The sequence below is a fragment of the Roseomonas rosulenta genome (assembly GCF_016106005.1).
GTDB lineage: Bacteria > Pseudomonadota > Alphaproteobacteria > Acetobacterales > Acetobacteraceae > Neoroseomonas > Neoroseomonas rosulenta.
The window spans coordinates 1-19,970 of record NZ_JACADR010000064.1 but is presented as its reverse complement, the minus strand read 5'-3'; the positions used below and the strand labels follow the sequence as shown (position 1 = coordinate 19,970).

The window sequence follows — 19,970 nt, the reverse complement described above, 5'->3', positions numbered from 1 at the left end:
GCGGCGGCGTCGGCCTGGTCGGGCGCGAGGCCGGCAAAGGGCAGATCGGCGGCTTCCGCCGGCGCCAGCCAGTCCGGCGTGCCGGTGGCAGCACCGAGCGCGGCCAGCGCGTCGCGCGCTGCGTGCAGCGTGGTGGCGGCAAGCCCGCCGGGCGGGGCGATCAGCGTCAGAACATGGTCCATGCGGGCCGCGGTATGCCCGCGGCATGAGCGCGGATCAACCGCCCGCCCTGCTGCTGGCCGGCCCGACCGCGAGCGGCAAGTCAGCGCTGGCGCTGGCGATCGCCGAGCGTTTCGGAGGTGTCGTCATCAATGCCGACAGCATGCAGGTGTATCGCGAGCTGCGCGTGCTGACGGCGCGTCCGACGCCGGATGAGGAAGCGCGCGTGCCGCATCGCCTCTATGGCGTCCGCGCGGCGGCTGAGGCCGCGAGTGTCGCCTGGTGGCGCGGCGCGGCGCTGGCGGAGATGGCGCAGGCGCGCGCGGCAGGCCGGCTGCCCATCCTGTGCGGCGGGACGGGGATGTACTTCGCCGCGCTGACCCAGGGGCTGTCGGACATTCCGCCCGTGCCGGCGGAGGCGCGGGCGGAAGCACGACGGCTGCTGGCGCAGGACGGCGCGGCGGCGCTGCATGCGCGCCTGGCGGCGGTGGACGCCGACACCGCCCTGCGGCTGCGCCCAAGCGACAGCCAGCGCATTGCCCGCGCCTATGAGGTCTGGCGCGGCACCGGGCGTGGTCTGGCGGCCTGGCAGGCGGGCGGTGGGACCGGGCCGGCCCCCTGGCGCTTCGCCGCCATCCTGCTTGATCCGCCGCGCGAGACGCTGCGCGCGGCGATCGGCGCACGTTGGACGGCGATGCTGGCGGCGGGTGCCGTCGAGGAGGTGCGCGCCCTCGTCGCCCAGGGTCTCGACCCCGCGCTGCCGGCGATGCGCGCGCACGGCGTGCCGGAACTGGCGGCGATGCTGGCGCAGCGCATGACGGCGGAGGAGGCCTCGCGCCGCGCCATCCTGAACACAGGTCAGTACACCAAGCGGCAGGCGACCTGGTTTCGGCACCATGCTCTCGCCGATCCGTCGCGGACGCATACGATCCATGCGCGGATTGCAGGCGTTGCGCAATTATCGGAAAGAATGATGACAGAAATTTTCGCTTTTGTTGATCGGGCGCGTTGACGCGCCGCAGCGACGGGTCTAAGGGAGGCGCCGCGCCCGCGGTATGCCCCGCGGGCTGCGCCGTTTTTGCCGCGCTGTTCTTGCACAGGGAATGACCGACCGATGTCCGCCGCCACCCAGTCCGCCAGCACCGAAGCCGCCCTGACGATGTCGGGCGCCGAGGTCGTCCTGCGCGCGCTGAAGGACAACGGCGTCGAGGTCATCTTCGGCTATCCCGGTGGTGCGGTATTGCCGATCTACGACGCGCTGTTCCAGCAGAACGCCATCCGCCACATCCTGGTGCGGCACGAGCAGGCCGCGGTGCATGCGGCCGAGGGCTATGCGCGCTCCACCGGCAAGGTGGGCTGCGTGCTGGTGACGTCCGGCCCCGGCGCGACCAATGCGGTGACCGGCCTGGTCGATGCGCTGATGGACTCCATCCCCGTCGTCTGCCTCACGGGGCAGGTGCCGACGCACCTGATCGGCAACGACGCCTTCCAGGAGGCCGACACCACCGGCATCACGCGCCCCGCCACCAAGCACAACTATCTGGTCAAGAAGTCCGCCGACCTGGCGCGCGTGATGCACGAGGCCTTCTACGTCGCGAAGTCGGGTCGTCCGGGCCCGGTCGTGATCGACCTGCCCAAGGACATCCTGATCAACAAGGCGCCCTACACCGAGCCGCCCACCGCAGCCCACCGGTCCTACCGCCCGCAGACGGAGCCGGATGGCGAGCAGATCCGCAAGGCGGTGCGCCTGCTGAAGGCGGCGAAGCGCCCGATCGTCTATGCGGGCGGCGGGGTGATCAACTCCGGCCCCGAGGCTTCGCGCCTGTTGGTCGAATTCGTCCGCATGACGGGCTTTCCCTGCACGAACACGCTGATGGGGCTTGGTGCCTATCCGGCCGGCGACGCGCAGTTCCTCGGCATGCTCGGGATGCACGGGACCTACGAGGCGAACCTCGCCATGCATGGCTGCGACGTCATGCTGAACATCGGCGCGCGCTTCGATGACCGCGTGACCGGGCGGCTCAACGCCTTCGCGCCGACCTCGAAGAAGATCCACGTCGATATCGACCCGTCCTCCATCAACAAGAACGTGCCGGTCGAGGTGCCGATCGTGGGCGATGCCGGTCGCGTGCTGGCTGCGCTGATCGAATGCTGGAAGACCGAGGAAGCCCCGCAGGACAAGCAGGTGCTCACCGCCTGGTGGCGGCAGATCGACGAATGGCGCGCGAAGGACTGCCTGCGCTACCGCCAGGAAGGCAAGATCATCAAGCCGCAGCATGCGGTGAAGCGCCTGTACGAGATCACGCAGGAGCTGAAGCAGGAGACCTTCATCACCACCGAGGTCGGCCAGCACCAGATGTGGGCGGCGCAGTATTTCGGCTTCGCCAAGCCCAACCGCTGGATGACGAGCGGTGGGCTCGGCACCATGGGTTACGGGCTCCCGGCGGCGATGGGCGTGCAGATCGCGCACCCCGACGCGCTGGTGATCGACATCGCCGGCGAGGCGTCGATCCTGATGAACATCCAGGAGATGGGCACGCTCGCGCAGTACCGCCTGCCGGTGAAGGTCTTCATCCTGAACAACGAGTACATGGGCATGGTCCGCCAGTGGCAGGAACTGCTGCATGGCGGGCGGTATTCCGAGAGCTATTCGGCCGCGCTGCCCGACTTCGTGAAGCTGGCGGAATCCTTCCATGCCAAGGGGATCCGCGTGACCGACGCCGCCGACCTCGATGCCGGCATCCGCGAGATGATCGCCTATCCCGGGCCGGTGATCGCCGACATCGCCGTGGCCAAGGACGAGAACTGCTTCCCGATGATCCCCTCGGGCGCGGCGCACAACGAGATGATCCTCGGGCCCGAGCAGGAGGGTGGCGTCGCCGGCGTCACCGACGAAGGCAAGGTCCTGGTCTGAGGCGCGGAACATGTCGGAAGCAGGAAACGCGCAGCGCGCGGCGACCATCGCCGTGCTGGTGGAGAACGAGGCCGGCGTGCTGGCCCGTGTGATCGGACTGTTCAGCGGCCGCGGCTACAACATCGACAGCCTGACCGTCGCCCCGGTGGACGACACGGGGCGGATCAGCCGCATCACCGTGGTGACGTCGGGCACCGAGATGGTGATCGAGCAGATCAAGGCGCAGCTCGACCGCCTGGTGCCGGTGCACAAGGTGTCGGACCTCACGATGGAAGGCCCGCATTTGACGCGTGAGCTGGCGCTGATCAAGGTGGTGGGCAAGGGCGATGACCGCGTGGAGGCGCTGCGCCTGGCGGATGCCTTCCGCGCCCGCGTCGTCGACGCCACCACCGAGAGCTTCGTCTTCGAGATGACCGGCAACGCCGACAAGATCGACGCCTTCTGCGCGCTGATGCGCCCGATCGGGCTGGCGGAGGTGTCGCGGACCGGGGCCGTGGCGATCGCGCGCGGGCCACGTGGCCTTGAGCGCTAACAATGGCCGACGAGGCCGGCAAGCTGCAGATCGATGTGTTGGTAAAGGCGCTGCAAGACCAAGCAGGCGAATACCGGCACGTTGAGACGCTGAGTCTGGCGGCATTTGCTTTGGCTGTGACGGTGCTCGGTACGTCTGCAGCGCTGGTCGTAAACATGTCGAGCGCTTGGGTTGTTGCGATGCTCTCAATGAGCCTCGTGGCCCTTATCATAGCGTTGTTCCTCCAGGTTGTTGGCGGCTTCCTCGCGCTTCGCGTTGAGGAACTGCTCTCCCAGACGGCCAAAATTCGCCGTTTGCTCATGCAACTGATGGAAGCCGACGTATTGAGCGATCTTCCGCTCAATCCGCGAACGATCGTCCGAGACGGCACAACACATCCAGAGCCGGTTCGGCGTGCCAACATTTTTGGCGGCGTTAAGGCGCTTCGGAAGGAGGGCTTTCCGTTTCTGTTGCTATCGGTCTCGAGGTCGCTCGCAAGAGGCGCAATCGGCATTGCTGCCATCGCACTCCTCCTCTACGTCGGCGCTCACCTCTACCTGAAACTCCGTTCGAGCTAACGAAAGGAACAGTTATGCGCGTCTACTACGACCGCGATGCGGATGTGAACCTGATCAAGGCCAAGAAGGTCGCGGTCATTGGCTTCGGCAGCCAGGGCCATGCGCATGCGATGAACATGCGCGATTCCGGCGTGAAGGACGTGGTCATCGGCCTGCGTCCCGGCGGGTCCTGGAAGAAGGCGGAGGCCGCCGGCTTCCAGGTGATGACCCCCGCCGAGGCCGCGAAGTGGGCCGATGTGGTGATGGTGCTGACCCCCGACGAGCTGCAGGGCGACCTGTACCGCGACCACCTGCATGCCAACATGAAGCCCGGTGCTGCCATCGCCTTCGCGCATGGCCTCAACGTGCACTTCAACCTGCTCGACCCCCGCCCTGACATCGACGTGTTCATGATCGCGCCGAAAGGCCCCGGCCACACGGTGCGCGGCGAATACCAGAAAGGCGGCGGCGTGCCCTGCCTGGTGGCCGTCCACCAGAACCCGTCGGGCAATGCGCTCGAGATCGCGCTGTCCTACGCCTCCGCCATTGGCGGCGGCCGGTCCGGCGTGATCGAGACCACCTTCAAGGAGGAGTGCGAGACCGACCTGTTCGGCGAGCAGACCGTCCTGTGCGGTGGACTGGTCGAGCTCATCAAGGCCGGCTTCGAGACGCTGGTGGAAGCCGGCTACGCCCCCGAGATGGCCTATTTCGAGTGCCTGCACGAGGTGAAGCTGATCGTCGACCTCATCTACGAGGGCGGCATCGCCAACATGAACTACAGCATCAGCAACACCGCCGAGTACGGCGAGTACGTCACTGGCCCGCGCATCATCACCGCCGAGACCAAGGCCGAGATGAAGCGCGTGCTCGATGACATCCAGTCCGGCCGCTTCGCGCGCGACTGGATGCTCGAGAACAAGGTGAACCAGGCGTCGTTCAAGGCGACGCGCCGCCGCCTGGCCGAGCACCCGATCGAGGAAGTGGGTGCCAAGCTGCGCGCCATGATGCCCTGGATCAGCAAGAACCAGCTGGTGGACAAGGCGAAGAACTGAGCCGCGCCGCCGCGCGCAAAGGCACCAGGGCGCCGGGGGACACCTCGGCGCCCTTCTTCTATGCGCCGAGAAACACGCCGCGCACGAAGGCCCTGTACAGCATCACCTGTCGCGCCAGCAGCTGCGGATCGCGCATGATGCGGGAGATGGTGATCCCGCCGTCCATCATCACCGAGAGCATGTCCGCGAGGTCCTCGAGGTCCACCGGTACCCGTGGCGGATACTGTGTGACGATGGCATCGAGCCGTGCGCGGAAGCGCACGCGCCAGGCCAGCGCCGCATCGCGGGCCAGCTCATGCACCTCCCGGTCGAACAATTGCTCCTGGTAGCAGACCGAGGCGACCATGCAGCCCGGATGGACCTCGGTCATCGCGGCCATCATGTCCGCGAACAGCTTCAGCGCCACCAGAAAGCCGTGAAGCGGATCGTCGTTGAGATCGTCCGCGCGCGCGAAGATGTCATCGAGGATGAGCCGGTCACGCTCGATGTAGCGCAGCAGCAGCGCCTTCGCGAGTTCGCCCTTGTCCGGGAAGTGATAGAAGAACCCGCTTTTCGAGATGCCCGCGCCGGCGATCAGCTCCTCGATCGAGGTCGCGCCGAAGCCCTTCTGCAGGACCGCGGCCTCGGCCAGGTCCAGCAGGCGTTCGCGGGCGCTTTCCCGCTTCAGGGTGGTTGCGCTCATGCCACGACTGTACCCCAGGTGCAGTCGCGGTGTGCGCCGAATCACCGGCGAAGGCTTCGGTTCGCACCGAAGCCATCTCAAGTCTCTGAATTTCCGATACTTTCGAAAGTCCGGCGGACCGCACCACGGGACGGGTAGAGACCGGGGTCGATCGGCGCGACAGCTTCGTCGTCACAACCGACAGAAGGGACCATCGCCATGACCACCGACATCCGGGGCAACCCGCTTTCCTGCACCGACGCCGCCGCACGTCGGCTGGACGGCGCGATCGCCAAGTTCCACGCCTACCTGGCTGATCCGATCGCCGACATCGACGCCCTCCTTGCCGAGGAACCCGATTGTGTCATGGGTCATGCGATCCGCGCCTGCATCCTCGCGACCACGACCGACAGGGCCTTCGACGAGGAGCTTCGATCGAGCCTGGCCGCGGCGCAGCGCCTTGCGCCACGCGCCAATGCGCGGGAGCGCGCCTATGTCGCCGCCGCCCGTCACTGGGCGGATGGCGACCTCCAGGCCGCGACCGAGGCCTGGGGCCGGATCGCGATCGATCATCCGACGGACCTGCTTGCGGTCCAGTTCGCCCAGCTCGGCGACTTCTTCCTCGGCCAGAGCCAGATGCTGCGCGACCGCGTCGCGCGGGTCATGCCGCGGTGGCACCGGGACATGCCGGGGCATGGGTTCCTGGTTGGCATGCACGCCTTCGGGCTCGAGGAATGCGGCGACTACGCCGCGGCCGAGGCGGCAGGGCGCGAGGCCGTGGCGCGCAACCCGCAGGATGGCTGGGCAGCGCATGCGGTCGCCCATGTGCTGGAGATGCAGGGCCGCGCCGCGGAAGGTGTGGTCTTCATGAACGAGACCTCGTCTGGCTGGTCGCCCGACAGCATGTTCGCCTACCACAATTGGTGGCACCTCGCGCTGTTCTGCATCGATCGCGGCGACATCGCCGGGGCGCTGCGGCTGTTCGACGAGCGCGTCTCGGCCGGCGGCTTCGGCCAGGCGCTGGAGGCGATCGACGGCTCGGCGCTGCTCTGGCGGCTCTGGGTGCTCGGGCATGACGTGGGCGACCGCTGGTCGCGCGTGGCGCCTGCCTGGTCCGCGCGCATCGCGCACGGCATCTACGCCTTCAACGACGTGCACGCGATGATGGCCTTCGTCGCCACCGGCGACGACGCCGCGCAGCGCGAGGTGGTCGCGACGCTCGAGCGCGCGGCCCTGGGGCAGGGGACGAACGCGATGATGTCGCGCGATGTCGGCCTGCCGCTCGTCCGCGGCCTGGCGGCCTTCGGCCAGGGCGACCATGCCGGGGCCGTGGCGCATATCCTGCCCGTCCGCGGCATCGCCAACCGCTTCGGCGGCAGCCATGCGCAGCGCGATGTCCTGTCCTGGACGCTGTGCGAGGCGGCGATCCGGGCAGGCGATGCGCCGATGGCCGAGGCGATGGTGGCAGAGCGCCTGGCGCTGAAGGAGGGCAGCCCGGTGGCGCAGGGCTGGGCCGCCCGCGCGCGGACCGTCAAGCAGCCGGTGGCGGCCTGACCGGGCAGGGCGGCGGCCGGCCATTGCGCCCAGCCGCCGCCCTGGCATGCTTCGCGCCCCCGCCCGAAGCGAAGGCCGACGATGCCCGATACGCCTCATCTCCTCGCCGCCGAGACCGACTACCCGCGTGACTTCCTGGGCTACGGCCCCACGCCACCCGATCCGCGCTGGCCGAACGGCGCGAAGCTCGCCCTCTCCTTCGTGCTGAACTACGAGGAGGGCGGCGAGAACACCGTGCTGAACGGCGACGCCGGGAGCGAGCTCTATCTGCACGAAGTCCCGGGCGGCTCGCCCGTGCTCGGCGAGCGCAACCGCACCGTCGAATCCCAGTTCGACTACGGCGCGCGCGCCGGCGTGTGGCGCGTGCTGCGCGCCTTTGCCGCGCATGGCTTCCCGCTCACGGTCTATGGCGTCGGCCGTGCTCTCGAACTGAACCCCGAGGCCGCGCGGGCCTTCGCCGCGGCGGGGCATGAGGTCGCCTCCCATGCCTGGCGCTGGATCGACTACCAAGGCATGGACGAGGCGACCGAACGCGCGGAGATCGCCCGCTGCGTCGAGACCATCGAACGCCTCTGCGGTACGCGGCCGGTCGGCTGGTATACCGGCCGCATCAGCCCGAACACGCGCCGGCTCGTCGCCGAGCATGGCGGCTTCCTGTACGACAGCGACTCATACGACGACGATCTGCCGCACTACGTCACGGCCGCGGGGAAGCCGCATCTCGTCATTCCCTACACGCTCGACAACAACGACATGAAGTACGCGGTGCCGCCCGGCTTCGGCGACCCGGCCGGATGGGAACGGCGCCTGACCGATGCCTTCGAGGTGCTGCTGGCGGAAGGCCGCGCGGGCAGTCCGAAGATGATGTCGGTCGGGCTGCACTGCCGCCTGGTCGGCCGGCCGGGGCGGGCGGCGGCGCTGCAGCGCTTCCTCGCACGCGTGGCGCGGGAGAAGGACGTCTGGGTATGCCGCCGTGCCGACATCGCCCGGCACTGGTGGGCCGCCCATCCGCCGCAGTCGTAAGCGGGGCCAAGTCCTACCGCTCGAGAAGCGCGAACTGATTGCAGAGGCGACGGGGGCTGCGCGTGGAGATCCTCCGTCTGACCGCCGGGCAGGAAGCGCCCTGGCATTGCCACAGCGAGGTCACGGACACGTTCTGGGGCATGGGCGGGCGCATGGTAATCGAGACCCACGCGCCGACCGCGGTGGTGGACCTCGCGCCAGGGCAGATGCATGCCGTGCCGCTGAAGCGCGCGCATCGCGTCACCGGCAAGGATCGCGGGCGCTGCCGTTTCGCCATTCTGCAGGGCGTGGGAGCTTCCAACTTCATGCCTCTGGGCGCGTGCTGCGCCGGCGCAGCATGGCCTTCGTCGGTCCGCGAAGCCCGGAGCCTGCCCGCGCAGGCGTAGAGCGGCAACATCGGCGCTTGCGAGCCGCCGGCGCCGCCCGTAGTCTGCCCTCGCGATGACCATGCGCGGCATCCCGGCCGGCCTGACCCTAGGGCTTACCGCCCCGGCCCGCACGCGCGCGCCGCTCGGCCTGCTTCTTCTTCGACTTAATCGCCCCTGGGCGTGACGCCCGGCTGAACTCGGCCGGACATCGCTCAGGGGAACCTGGGTCCGAACGCGCACATCCACATCATCGCCACACAGGAACCGCCTGACATGGCCATCACCCATCCCTCCTTCGGCACCCTGGCCGACGACCGCATCATCATCTTCGACACCACGCTGCGCGACGGCGAGCAGTCGCCGGGCTTCTCGATGAACCTCGAGGAGAAGCTGCGCATGGCCGAGGCGCTGCACGAGCTGGGCGCCGACGTCCTGGAAGCCGGCTTCGCCATCGCCAGCCCCGGCGACTTCGATTCCGTGCAGTCGATCGCGAAGCGCTTCGCCAAGGACGGTCCGGTGGTGGCCAGCCTGTCGCGCGCCAACACCGCCGACATCATGGCCTCCGCCGAGGCAACGAAGCCCGCCGCGCGTCCGCGCATCCACATCGTGCTCGCGACCTCCGACCTGCACATGAAGGTCAAGCTGCGCATGACGCGCGAGGAGGTACTTGCGCGCATCACCGAGAGCGTGACGCTCGCCCGCAACCACGCCGCCGACGTGGAGTGGTCGGCCGAGGACGGGTCGCGTTCCGACCTCGACTTCCTGTGCCGTTGTGTCGAGGCGGCGATCAAGGCGGGCGCGACCACGATCAACATCCCCGACACCGTCGGCTATTCGCTGCCGGCCGACATGGGGCTGATCTTCTCGACCCTGATGAACAAGGTGCCTGGTGCCGAGAAGGTCATATTCTCCACCCATAACCACAACGACCTGGGCCTCGCGGTGGCGAACACGCTGGCGGCGATCCAGGCCGGCGCCCGGCAGGTCGAGTGCACCATCAACGGCATCGGCGAGCGCGCCGGCAATGCGAGCCTCGAGGAAGTGGCGATGGCGCTGCGCACGCGCCACGACGCGCTGCATGCGACCACCGGCATCACGTCCCAGCGCATCCTGCGCACCTCGAAGCTACTGGCCACCATCACCGGCTTCGACGTGCAGCCCAACAAGGCGATCGTGGGCCGCAACGCCTTCGCGCATGAATCGGGCATCCACCAGGACGGCGTGCTGAAGGATGCCTCGACCTACGAGATCATGACGCCCGAGAGCGTGGGCTGGACCACCAACTCCATCGTGCTCGGCAAGCATTCCGGCCGCGCCGCCTTCCGCGACCGGCTCAAGACCCTGGGCTACGAGGTCGGCGACAACCAGCTGAACGACGCCTTCAAGCGCTTCAAGGACCTCGCGGACCGCAAGAAGGTCGTCTACGACGAGGACATCGCGGCGCTGGTCGATGACGAGGTCGGCCGCACCAACGACCGCATCCGCCTGACCGGGCTGAACGTCTCGACCGGCATGGGCACCAAGCCGATGGCGACCATTGCGCTCGAGGTCGATGGCGTGCGCGCCGATGGCATTGCCACCGGCGACGGCGCTGTGGACGCCACCTTCAACGCGCTGCGCCAGGCCTTCCCGCACGAGGTGAACCTCAAGCTCTATGCCGTGCAGTCGGTCACCGGCGGCACCGATGCCCAGGCCCGGGTGACCGTGCGGCTCGAGGAGGCCGGCAAGATGGTGGACGGGCAGGGGGCGGATACCGACACCATCGTCGCCTCCGCCCGCGCCTATGTGCATGCACTGAACAAGCTGCTGGTGAAGCGCGAGCGCACCGAGCCGCCGGTGGTGCTGCGCGCCTGATGCGCCGCCGCGTGGCGCTGACCGTCCTAGCCACGGTCGGCGCCGCGCGGGCACAGTCGCCGCCGCTGCCGATCGGCACGGCCCGGATGGAACCGGACGGGACCATCGTGCTGGATCTGGTGGCGCGGCAGGGCGGCACGGTGGGGCATGGGCGCCTCACCTACCCGCCCAGCCATCCCGACCATGCAATGATCCTGCGGCACCTGGGCGGCCTGCGCCCGGGCGAAGTCAAGCCGGTGCCACCCTTTCCCTGATGCGCTCCCGCTCGGCGGGAATCCGTCTTGAGCCGCGGCCCCGGGGGGGGTAAAGCCCCCCGTCCTCTCAAGCCCCATCAGTCGCAGCGGCGGCCCCGGCCCCCATTGCCTGCTGCGCGGCCCCGTCGGAAGGTCTGGTTCGCATGTTCTCTCGCCTGTTCGGCTTCCTGTCCGCCGACATGGCCATCGACCTCGGCACCGCGAACACGCTCGTGTACGTGAAAGGCCGGGGCATCGTGCTCAACGAGCCGAGCGTGGTCGCCATCTCCGACCTGCGTGGCCGCAAGCAGGTGCTCGCCGTCGGCGAGGAGGCCAAGCTCATGCTCGGCCGCACGCCCGGCAACATCGCCGCCATCCGGCCGCTGCGCGACGGCGTGATCGCTGATTTCGAGGTGGCGGAGGAGATGATCAAGCACTTCATCCGCAAGGTGCACAATCGGCGGTCCTTCGCTTCGCCGATGATCATCGTCTGCGTGCCGTCGGGCTCCACTGCGGTCGAACGGCGCGCCATCCAGGAGAGCGCAGAATCGGCCGGCGCGCGCCGCGTATTGCTGATCGAGGAACCGATGGCCGCCGCGATCGGTGCCGGCTTGCCGGTGACCGAGCCCTCGGGATCCATGGTCGTCGATATCGGCGGCGGCACGACCGAGGTGGCGGTGATTAGCCTCGGCGGCATCGTCTATGCGCGATCGGTCCGCGTCGGCGGGGACAAGCTGGACGAGGCGATCATCTCCTACATCCGGCGCCAGTTTAACCTGCTGATCGGCGAATCGACGGCCGAGCGCATCAAGCTCGAGATCGGTGCCGCCGCCCCGCCCGAGGATGGCGAGGAAGGCCCGCTCGCCGAGGTGAAGGGCCGCGACCTGATGAACGGCGTGCCGCGGGAGGTTGTGGTCAGCCAGCGCCAGGTTGCCGAGTCCCTCTATGAGCCTGTCTCCCAGATCGTCGAGGCGGTGAAGGTGGCGCTCGAGAACACGCCGCCGGAACTGGCGGCCGACATCGTCGACAAGGGCATCGTGCTGACTGGCGGCGGCGCGTTGCTGAACCGTCTCGACCAGGTATTGCGGGATGCGACCGGATTGCCTGTCGTGGTGGCAGAGGATGCCCTGTCCTGCGTCGCCCTGGGTACCGGGCGGGCTCTCGAGGACATCAAGCGGCTTCGCCACGTGCTGACTTCGATGTATTGATGGCATCCCCTGGTCGGCGGAAGCCGCAGGGCAGGGGCAGGGCAGGCAGGGGGATCGAGCGCGCGTGATCCGGCTGAGCATTCCGCTCCGGCAGGCACTGGCACGGCTTTCGCTGCCGCTGATGATCGCGGCCGCCTTCGGCGTCATGCTGCTTGGCAAGGCCGACGCTCTGCTGGCGGAGAGGCTGCGCAGCCACCTCGCGGATGCGCTCTCGCCGATCTACGCGGCGCTGGCCGAACCGATGGGCGCAGTCCGCAACCTGGTCGAGGAAGTCCAGTCCCTCGCGCAGCTGCGCGAGGAGAATGCTGTCCTGCGCGAGGAGAATGAGCGGCTGCGCCGCTGGCAGGCCGCCGCCCTTGCCCTCGAATCCGAGAACGAATTGCTGCGCCGGCAACTGAACTTCCTGCCGGAGGCGGCGCCCGCCTTCGTCACTGCGCGCGTCGTCGCCGATGGCGGCGGCACCTATGCGCGCGCCGTGCTGCTCGCGACCGGCCCGCAGCATGCCATCCGCAAGGGCCAGGTGGCGCTGGACGAGCGTGGCTTCGTCGGGCGCGTCACCGAGGTCGGCAGCCGCTCCGCCCGCGTCCTGCTGGCAACCGATATGAACAGCCGCATCCCGGTGACTCTCGAATCGAGCCGTGCGCGGGCCATCATGGCCGGCAGCAACGGCGCCCGGCCGCGCCTGTCCCATTGGCCGGAGGGCGTTATGCCGGTCGAGGGCGAACGCATCGTGACCAGCGCCGAGGCCGGCGCCTTCCCCGCGGGGCTGCCGGTGGGCGTGGTGCGTGTCTCGCCCCAGGGCGCGCCGGAGGTCGAATTGTTCGCGCGGCTCGACCGGCTAGATGCTGTCAGGCTGTTCGACTACGGGCTGCGCGGGATCCTGCCGCCCGAAGCCGTGGCGCGCCCCGAACCGCGCCCCGGTCGGCGCTGATCGCCGCAGCCATGGCCGCGCCCCAGTTCCGCCCGCCACAAGGACGACCAGCACCGGCGCCAGGCCTGCTGCGCCGGATCGACGCCTTCGCGCGGCTTGCCTTTCCGGGGTTTTCCACCGGATTCCTGATGGTGCTGGCGGCAGCGCCCGTCAGCCTGCCTTCGCCGGTCTTCGCGGCGGCGCTGCCCTGCGTGTTCTTCTGGTCGGTGTTCCGGCCGGCGGCGATGTCGCCGCCCGTTATCTTCGGGCTCGGCCTGCTGCTGGATCTGCTGACGCTGGCGCCGCTCGGTGCGGGCGTGCTGGTGCTGCTGGGCGTGCATGGCGTGGCGATACGCTTCCGGCGCTTCCTGGCGCGGCAATCCTTCCTTGCCGTCTGGATGGCGTTCTGCGGCGCTGCGCTGGGCGCCGCGGCGCTCTTCTGGGGGCTGCAGGCGCTGCTCGCGCTGCGCTTGCCGCCCTTCGCGCCGGCGCTGCACGCCGCGCTGCTCTCGGCCGGGCTCTACCCCGCCATCGCCCTGGTGCTGGCCCGCCTGCACGAGGCGATGCGCCAGGCGGAGACCGCGCCATGACCTGGCGGCCCTGGGGCGGCCCCGGCCTGCTCGGCGGCGAGCGCAGCATCCGCAAGGAGGAGGAGCGCCGCCGCGGCATCTTCACCCGCCGGGCCGCGGTGCTGGGCGCCATCCAGCTCGGCGCGTTCGGTTTCCTGGGATCGCGGCTGTACCGCCTGCAGGTGGAGGAAGGAGCGCGCTACGCCACGCTCGCGGAGGAGAACCGCGTCAGCGCCCGTCTCTTTGCGCCGCCGCGTGGCCGGGTGCTCGACCGCAACGGGAAGGTCGTGGCCGGCAATCGTCTGAACTGGCGCGCGCTGCTGGTTGCGGAGCAGACCGCCGACCTCAACGCCACGCTCGAGACATTCTCCAAGATCGTCCCGATCGGCGACCACGAGAAGACGCGGATCGAACGCGAGGTTCGCCGTAACCGCCGCTTCGTCCCGGTCATCCTGCGCGAGTTCCTGACCTGGGAGGAGATGGCGCGGCTCGAGGTGAACGCGCCGGACCTGCCCGGCATCTCGGTCGACATGGGCACCACGCGCATCTATCCCGAGACCGAGCACCTGGCCCATGTCGTGGGCTACGTGGCCGCCCCGGCCGAGGCCGATGCCGGCGACGACCCGTTGATGCAGTTGCCCGGCATCCGCGTGGGCCGTGCCGGGGTGGAGCGCCATCACGACCGCATCCTGCGCGGGCGTGCCGGCGCCGTGCAGGTCGAGGTGAACGCGGTCGGCCGCGTGATTCGCGAACTCGACCGCCGGGAGGGCATCCCGGGCCAGGACGTCCAGATCAGCGTGGACACCGAGCTGCAGAAGGCGATCCGCGCCAAGATCGACGAAGGCACCACCGCCGTGCTGCTGGATGCGCGCAATGGCGAGGTGCTGGCCATGGCCACCAAGCCGTCCTTCGACCCGAACATCTTCAACTCCGGCGTGTCGGCCGCACAGTGGCGGCAATGGACGGCGGCGCGCACGACGCCGCTGATCAACAAGGCGACGAACGGGCTCTATGCGCCGGGGTCGACCTTCAAGATGATCGTGGCACTGGCGGCGCTGGAGGCGCGCGTGGCACGGCCGGGCGACATCGTTTCCTGCCCGGGGCACCTCGATTTCGGCAACAACCGCTTCCACTGCCACAACCGCAACGGCCATGGCGGCATGAACATGCGCACGGCCATCATGGCGTCCTGCGACGTGTACTTCTATGAGATGGCGCGGCGCGTCGGCATGGACCGCATCGCCGCGATGGCGAACCGGTTCGGCATGGGTGTCGACCTCGAGATCGAACTGCCGGGCACGCGCCGAGGCCTGATGCCCACGCGCGCCTGGCGCCAGGCGCAGGGCAAGCCGTGGTCGATCGGCGACACCATCGTCCATGGCATCGGGCAGGGCTTCTACCAGCTCACGCCGCTGTCTCTGGCGGTGATGACGGCGCGGCTGGCGACCGGTCGCGCGGTCCAGCCGCACCTGACGCGCGCGATCGGCGGCCGTCCGGTGCGCGGCAGCCGCCCCGAGGATTGGCCCAGCCTCGGTATTCCGGATGCCGATTTGCGCCTGATCCGTGAGGCGATGTGGGCCGTGGTCAACGGCGGCGGTACGGCCGGGGCATCCCGCCTGCCCTCTCAATACGGCCAGATGGCCGGCAAGACCGGCACGACCCAGGTCCGCCGCGTGTCACGCGAGCAGCGTGAGCGCGGGTTCAATGTCGCCCAGGTGCCGCGCGAATGGCGCCCGCATGCCCTGTTCGTGGCCTATGCGCCGCATGACAACCCACTCTTCGCCCTGTCCGTGATCGTCGAACACGGGTCGAGCGGTTCGGGCGCGGCCGCGCCTCTGGCGCGCGACATCCTGGTCGAGGCCTTCCAGCGCCTCGGCCCGCCGCGCCCGGGCCAGCGCGTGGCGGAGGCCGCGCGATGATCTTCGAACGTCGCCTGCTCACGCGAGACCGCGGCGCGGGCATTCTCGAGAAGCTTTGGCAGATCCCCTGGACCTTCGTGCTGTTGCTGTGTGGCGTGGCGGCGGTCGGCTACGTCGCGCTGCTGTCGGCCGGCAGCGGCAACCCCGATGCCTATGCGCAGAAGCACGCCATCCGGTTCGGCTTCGGCCTGGTGCTGATGCTTGGCATCGCGCTCGTGGACATCAGGCTGATCGCCCGCTTCGCCTGGGTGGGCTATCTCGGTGGCGTCGCGCTGCTCGTGCTGGTGCTGCTGCACGGCAACATCGGCAAGGGGGCGCAGCGTTGGATCGACATCGGGCCGGTCCAGCTGCAGCCCTCGGAACTGATGAAGATCATGCTGGTCCTGGCGCTGGCTGCGTGGTTCCACCGTGCATCCTGGGAACGCATCGGCAATCCGCTGTTCCTCATCCCGCCGGCGATCGCGGTGTTGGTGCCTGTCGGGCTGATCCTGAAGCAGCCTAACCTCGGGACCGCGCTGATCACCTGCATGGTGGGGGCGGCGGTGTTCTGGGCGGCGGGAATGCGCTGGTGGAAGTTCGCGATCGGCATCGGCGCGGCGGCGATCGCTGCGCCGATCGCCTATGACCGGCTGCATGACTACCAGCGGGCGCGGATCACCACCTTCCTCGACCCCGAAAGCGACCCGCTGGGCGCCGGCTACAACATCATCCAGTCCAAGATCGCGCTGGGATCCGGTGGCCTGTGGGGCAAGGGGTTCCTACAGGGCACGCAGGGCCACCTGAATTTCCTGCCGGAGAAGCAGACCGACTTCATCTTCACCATGATCGCCGAGGAATTCGGGCTGGTCGGCGCGCTCACCACGCTGGGCATGCTCATGCTCGTGGTCGCCTTCTGCTACCTGGTGGCCTTCCGCAGCCGCCACCAGTTCGGCCGGCTGCTCGCCATCGGCCTGGGCACGAACTACTTCCTGTACGTGTTCGTGAACGTGGCCATGGTCACGGGGTCGATCCCTGTAGGTGGCGTGCCGCTGCCGCTGATCAGCCATGGCGGTTCGGCGATGCTGACGGTGATGCTGGGCTTCGGCTTGCTGCTCTCAGCCTATGTCCACCGGGATGTCGAGATGGGCCCCATGCGGGAATGATGGGCCGGTTCCTGCAAGGGGGCTGGACAAAACCGGCGGGGGGGTTAAACAGCGGCCCCTCGGAGCCGGCCGCACGGTTGGCCCGACGGGCGCCTAGCTCAGTTGGTAGAGCAGCTGACTCTTAATCAGCGGGTCGTAGGTTCGAATCCTACGGCGCCCACCAACACTTAGCCCAGTTATCCACAGCCCCGAAAATCTCCGCGGACCCCATGCGAACCCGGCGGGCGCATGCTGAGTCTACCGCGCGCGCGCGTTTTCGGCGGGTCCCTCGCGGCGCGCTATGGTCGATTCCGAAGTGCGAGCCGCGCGCGGGGCGGATTATCGGCTTGTTTTGCCGATGGCAGGTCAACGCGCCGATACCGGACGACGCTTAGAGCAGATCCCGATCAGGTGGTATCACCTGATCGGGTGAAGATGCTCGCCGAAACAACAGGCGAGAGGCGCTGCGGCGAGCGGAGGCGAGCGGAAGCGGCCTTAATGCCGGGGCGCTGCCTGTAGGATCCCTAGTAGAGCGTGAAGCACGCGGACGGCTTCCTCCTTACCTTCTTCGTGGGCGGCAGCGAGCGCCTGCTCGATGGAGGATGCGAGCCGTTGCATGTACGCCGGCAGGCCGTCGTCAGCATCTCGAGCTGAGGCATACGCCTCAATTACGAGACTGCTCCGCGTGAATTGCTCCATAGCACGTCACCTTTTTCCCTCAGATTTGGTCCGAAACCCAACAGCGCTGCGTTCATTTCGGCACTCTCACTACGCCGAGTTAAACTGCAGGTTCGCGGGTCCGAAGGGCTCTATACGCGAGGATTGTTTAGATTTTTGACTGAATCGTAAGTGCGGACGGTCGCTAACGCGAAATTCACAGTGGCCTGACGAGCCTAGCGGGATGCACGCGGAATGGTTGCAAAAATTGTCTTAAAATAGCGACGTTCATCAACATTTGACATGAAATTCGCTTGCCTTTCACGATCCGCCGTGGCTCACTCCATCGGCAGGCTGATCACAATCTTGGGGAAACCGCATGCTCTCGCGCCGCCACGGAGAATGGCAATCCGACGTATGCGATCTTCTCCCTGTGTCGATCGCCGAGGCTGCCGAGATGGCCATCCGTGATGAGCTGTCGCGGACCGACCGGCCGCTACACCTGCTTGATGTCGTCTCCCGGCAACTCTCTGACGTTATCGGCGCCGCGGCTTTACGCCGCCATGCGCCATGCCGATCGACGTTTGAAGACGTAGCTGCCGCCTTCAGCGTAGCGGTTGAGCGGATCTGGCTTGAGCGGTGCGGTGACCCGGCGCGCATTCCCATGGTGGAAATCTCGGAAGACTGAGTGAGCCCCCGCGTGGGAACGGCGGGGGAGGCGCCGATCCACTAACATTCAGCGCGGGCCCCCAAGGGCGGGCAGGTCACGACCACGGGGGGGCGGCTTCCATCTTTGCGGCGGTTGGGGGCGCGGCCGGCTTGGGGGCTCATGCGGAGATTTTCGATCCTCATTGATCAAGCCTGACTGTCAAAGTCGTCGTTTTGATTACCGCGCGCGCGCGTTTGGTTACCGCACGCGAGTTTTTCCCGTCGTCTAAGTCCGAACGATCAGCAGTGCGTCGGCCCGCAGATGCACGGGCGGGTGGCAGGTCGCGCAACACCAGCCGTCCGGCTTCGGCGCGTAGGTCCACCACCGCCGCCCGCCGCATCGGCACCGGTCGCCTTCAACGGGCGTGTCGTCAGGATCAGACCAGCACGCCGGGCGCGCGCTGGCCGCGTGCGTGGATCGACTCAGGGCGGGCGGCAGGGGCGGCAGCAACCCCGCCGCGTCCAATTCCGCCACCGTGCCGGGCGTGACCACCAGGCGCGCCCCGTCAGGCCGCACCAGCACCAGGAACCCGTCAGGATCGGCCTCGCGCTCGGCGCCATCGCCGATGGCCGCGCGGATGCTCAGCGCGATATCGGCGCACCAGCCATCAACGGTGGGCACCCCACCTAACCCATCTAATCCATCTAATCGGGCGGCGCTTCCCTCGGTCGGTTTAGCCGGATTAGGCGGATTAGGTGCCGCGCTGGCTTGCTCTCGGAGTTTCGCCAGCGCGGCCCATGGGTCAAACGCCGACGCGCTCACGGGGCGAGTTCCCACCCGTCCGGCAGGCGCCGCACATGCCCATGCTCGGCGAGGATTTTCACGATGCGCCGCGCCGTCTCGGCATCGCCGATAGCGTTCAACCCGCGCTGGTAGATCGTCGCCAGGTGCAGGCGCCCATCCGGGCGTTCCTGCCACCAGCGTAGCAGCCGATCCGCAAGCCTCAGGTCCGGGTTGACCGCGCCGGCCCCGGCAAGGCGCAGCATTTCCACCGCGTAGTGCTCGGCCAGCGCGATCCCGCACGCCATGTGCTCGGCCGATACCTCCATGGCATCGGGGGCCGCATAGAGCGCCAGCACGGCGGCCAGGCGTCCCGCGTGCTCGGCGGCCTTCGCCCCCCATGCGCGGATCGGTGCGAGGTCTGCGCCGGGCGCGATGCGGCGCTCGGCGTGGTCATGGAATTGAACCCATAGCGCCCGCGCCTCGGCCGTCAGCGCCATGACGGGCGGCTCTAGGGTCAGGACCCATTAATTCTCTTGCTGCGACGCGGGCCAGCGTGATTCTGAAGTGGACGGAGGTGCTGCCATGTCCGTCCCCTTCCTCCTCACCGCGTCGCAGATGCGGCGTATCCGCCCGCACTTTCCGCTCTCGCACGGTGTCCCGCGCGTTGATGATCGCCGCGTCATCAGCGGCATCGTCTTCGTCATTAAGGGCGGTCTTCGCTGGCGCGACGCGCCGCCTGGCTACGGCCCGCACAAGACGCTCTACAACCGCTTCGTCCGATGGAGCCGCATGGGCGTGTTCGACCGCATCTTCGCGGCCTTGGCCGGTGAGGCGGGCGAGCCTGATCGGTTGATCATCGACAGCACGCACCTCAAGGCCCACCGCACCGCGGCCAGCCTACTCAAAAGGGGGCGCTTCCCCGCATGCTCGGGCGCACCAAGGGCGGACTGAATTCGAAACTCGACGCCGTCTGCGACGGCCAGGGCCGACCCGTCGTCATGATGGTCTCCGAGGGGCAGATGAACGACCAGAGGGGTGCCGGCATCCTCGCACCCATGCTGCCGCCTGCGCACGAACTGATCGCCGACCGCGGCTACGACAGCAACCCGTTCCGAGCGGCGCTGACTGAGCGTGGGATCACGGGAGATCCCTGCGAAACGCCTTGCTGAGCGACAGATGGGCTGATTCGCTGAGCCTGGTGATGGCAGTTGTGAGGCGGAGATGGGTCAGCGTCGGATCGGACAGGCGAGCTTGGCGGAGGCGCTTCT

At 68.3% G+C, this 19,970-nt stretch carries 19 protein-coding genes, 1 tRNA gene and 2 pseudogenes; 18 read left to right on the top strand and 4 right to left on the bottom strand.

Annotated elements, in window-relative coordinates:
- Positions 1-182, bottom strand: a pseudogene (locus HW578_RS10560) (phosphoserine phosphatase SerB); the annotation flags it as partial.
- 23 nt (positions 183-205) lie between these two features.
- Between HW578_RS10560 and miaA the strand changes: the two are divergent.
- The 5 genes from miaA to ilvC all read left to right on the top strand — a co-directional run bounded on the left by miaA (position 206) and on the right by ilvC (position 5,193).
- Positions 206-1,171 carry a tRNA (adenosine(37)-N6)-dimethylallyltransferase MiaA gene (miaA, locus tag HW578_RS10555; RefSeq protein ID WP_198370521.1) on the top strand — a complete coding sequence of 322 codons (966 nt, stop codon included), beginning with the start codon at positions 206-208 and terminating at the stop codon, positions 1,169-1,171.
- A 102-nt stretch (positions 1,172-1,273) separates the two neighbouring features.
- Entirely contained in the window at positions 1,274-3,073 is a 1,800-nt protein-coding gene (locus tag HW578_RS10550; protein WP_198370520.1) for an acetolactate synthase 3 large subunit, read from the top strand.
- Positions 3,074-3,083: 10 nt separating this feature from the next.
- On the top strand, positions 3,084-3,605 hold the full coding sequence (gene ilvN / locus HW578_RS10545; protein ID WP_198370519.1) for an acetolactate synthase small subunit: 522 nt from the start codon (positions 3,084-3,086) through the stop codon (positions 3,603-3,605).
- A 2-nt stretch (positions 3,606-3,607) separates the two neighbouring features.
- A complete protein-coding gene (locus tag HW578_RS10540) occupies positions 3,608-4,162 on the top strand; it encodes a hypothetical protein (protein ID WP_198370518.1) in 555 nt (184 codons plus the stop codon).
- A gap of 14 nt (positions 4,163-4,176) precedes the next feature.
- Complete coding sequence (gene ilvC / locus HW578_RS10535; RefSeq protein WP_198370517.1) at positions 4,177-5,193, top strand: ketol-acid reductoisomerase; 1,017 nt, start codon at positions 4,177-4,179, stop codon at positions 5,191-5,193.
- 58 nt (positions 5,194-5,251) lie between these two features.
- On the opposite strand, the gene HW578_RS10530 is transcribed toward ilvC, so the two are convergent.
- On the bottom strand, positions 5,252-5,875 hold the full coding sequence (locus HW578_RS10530) for a TetR/AcrR family transcriptional regulator (RefSeq protein ID WP_198370516.1): 624 nt from the start codon (positions 5,873-5,875) through the stop codon (positions 5,252-5,254).
- A gap of 198 nt (positions 5,876-6,073) precedes the next feature.
- On the opposite strand from HW578_RS10530, the gene HW578_RS10525 reads away from it, so the two are divergent.
- The 12 genes from HW578_RS10525 (at position 6,074) to HW578_RS10470 (ending at position 17,958) form a co-directional block, all read left to right on the top strand.
- On the top strand, positions 6,074-7,408 hold the full coding sequence (locus tag HW578_RS10525) for a tetratricopeptide repeat protein (protein ID WP_198370515.1): 1,335 nt from the start codon (positions 6,074-6,076) through the stop codon (positions 7,406-7,408).
- A gap of 81 nt (positions 7,409-7,489) precedes the next feature.
- Entirely contained in the window at positions 7,490-8,431 is a 942-nt protein-coding gene (gene puuE / locus HW578_RS10520; protein ID WP_198370514.1) for an allantoinase PuuE, read from the top strand.
- A gap of 62 nt (positions 8,432-8,493) precedes the next feature.
- Entirely contained in the window at positions 8,494-8,817 is a 324-nt protein-coding gene (locus HW578_RS10515) for a cupin domain-containing protein (protein ID WP_198370513.1), read from the top strand.
- Positions 8,818-9,072: 255 nt separating this feature from the next.
- Positions 9,073-10,653 (top strand): 2-isopropylmalate synthase, encoded by a 1,581-nt coding sequence (locus tag HW578_RS10510; RefSeq protein ID WP_198370512.1) that lies wholly within the window; start codon positions 9,073-9,075, stop codon positions 10,651-10,653.
- 11 nt (positions 10,654-10,664) lie between these two features.
- Positions 10,665-10,907, top strand: coding sequence for a hypothetical protein (locus tag HW578_RS10505; protein ID WP_198370511.1), 243 nt, complete (start codon positions 10,665-10,667; stop codon positions 10,905-10,907).
- Between the two features lie 143 nt (positions 10,908-11,050).
- Positions 11,051-12,094 carry a rod shape-determining protein gene (locus HW578_RS10500; protein WP_198370510.1) on the top strand — a complete coding sequence of 348 codons (1,044 nt, stop codon included), beginning with the start codon at positions 11,051-11,053 and terminating at the stop codon, positions 12,092-12,094.
- A gap of 64 nt (positions 12,095-12,158) precedes the next feature.
- Positions 12,159-13,025, top strand: a complete 867-nt coding sequence (mreC, locus tag HW578_RS10495) for a rod shape-determining protein MreC (protein WP_198370509.1) — start codon at positions 12,159-12,161, stop codon at positions 13,023-13,025.
- 11 nt (positions 13,026-13,036) lie between these two features.
- The gene (locus tag HW578_RS10490) at positions 13,037-13,594 is read left to right on the top strand and encodes a rod shape-determining protein MreD (RefSeq protein ID WP_198370508.1); all 558 of its coding nucleotides are present in this window, start codon (positions 13,037-13,039) and stop codon (positions 13,592-13,594) included.
- On the top strand, positions 13,591-15,492 hold the full coding sequence (mrdA, locus tag HW578_RS10485; protein WP_198370507.1) for a penicillin-binding protein 2: 1,902 nt from the start codon (positions 13,591-13,593) through the stop codon (positions 15,490-15,492). Before HW578_RS10490 ends, mrdA begins: the two co-directional genes overlap by 4 nt.
- Positions 15,489-16,634 (top strand): rod shape-determining protein RodA, encoded by a 1,146-nt coding sequence (gene rodA / locus HW578_RS10480; protein WP_198370506.1) that lies wholly within the window; start codon positions 15,489-15,491, stop codon positions 16,632-16,634. Before mrdA ends, rodA begins: the two co-directional genes overlap by 4 nt.
- An 87-nt stretch (positions 16,635-16,721) precedes the next feature.
- Positions 16,722-16,797, top strand: a tRNA-Lys gene (locus HW578_RS10475).
- Positions 16,798-17,649: 852 nt separating this feature from the next.
- Positions 17,650-17,958: a hypothetical protein gene (locus HW578_RS10470; protein ID WP_198370505.1), complete on the top strand. Its 309-nt coding sequence runs from the start codon at positions 17,650-17,652 to the stop codon at positions 17,956-17,958.
- 246 nt (positions 17,959-18,204) lie between these two features.
- Here the strand turns inward: HW578_RS10470 and HW578_RS10465 are convergent, their stop codons facing one another.
- The gene (locus tag HW578_RS10465) at positions 18,205-18,600 is read right to left on the bottom strand and encodes a hypothetical protein (protein WP_198370504.1); all 396 of its coding nucleotides are present in this window, start codon (positions 18,598-18,600) and stop codon (positions 18,205-18,207) included.
- Between the two features lie 137 nt (positions 18,601-18,737).
- On the bottom strand, positions 18,738-19,220 hold the full coding sequence (locus tag HW578_RS10460; protein ID WP_255529017.1) for a DUF3987 domain-containing protein: 483 nt from the start codon (positions 19,218-19,220) through the stop codon (positions 18,738-18,740).
- Between the two features lie 64 nt (positions 19,221-19,284).
- On the opposite strand from HW578_RS10460, the pseudogene HW578_RS10455 reads away from it, so the two are divergent.
- Positions 19,285-19,841: pseudogene (locus tag HW578_RS10455) on the top strand (IS5 family transposase); the annotation flags it as partial.
- Between the last annotated feature and the right edge of the window lie 129 nt (positions 19,842-19,970).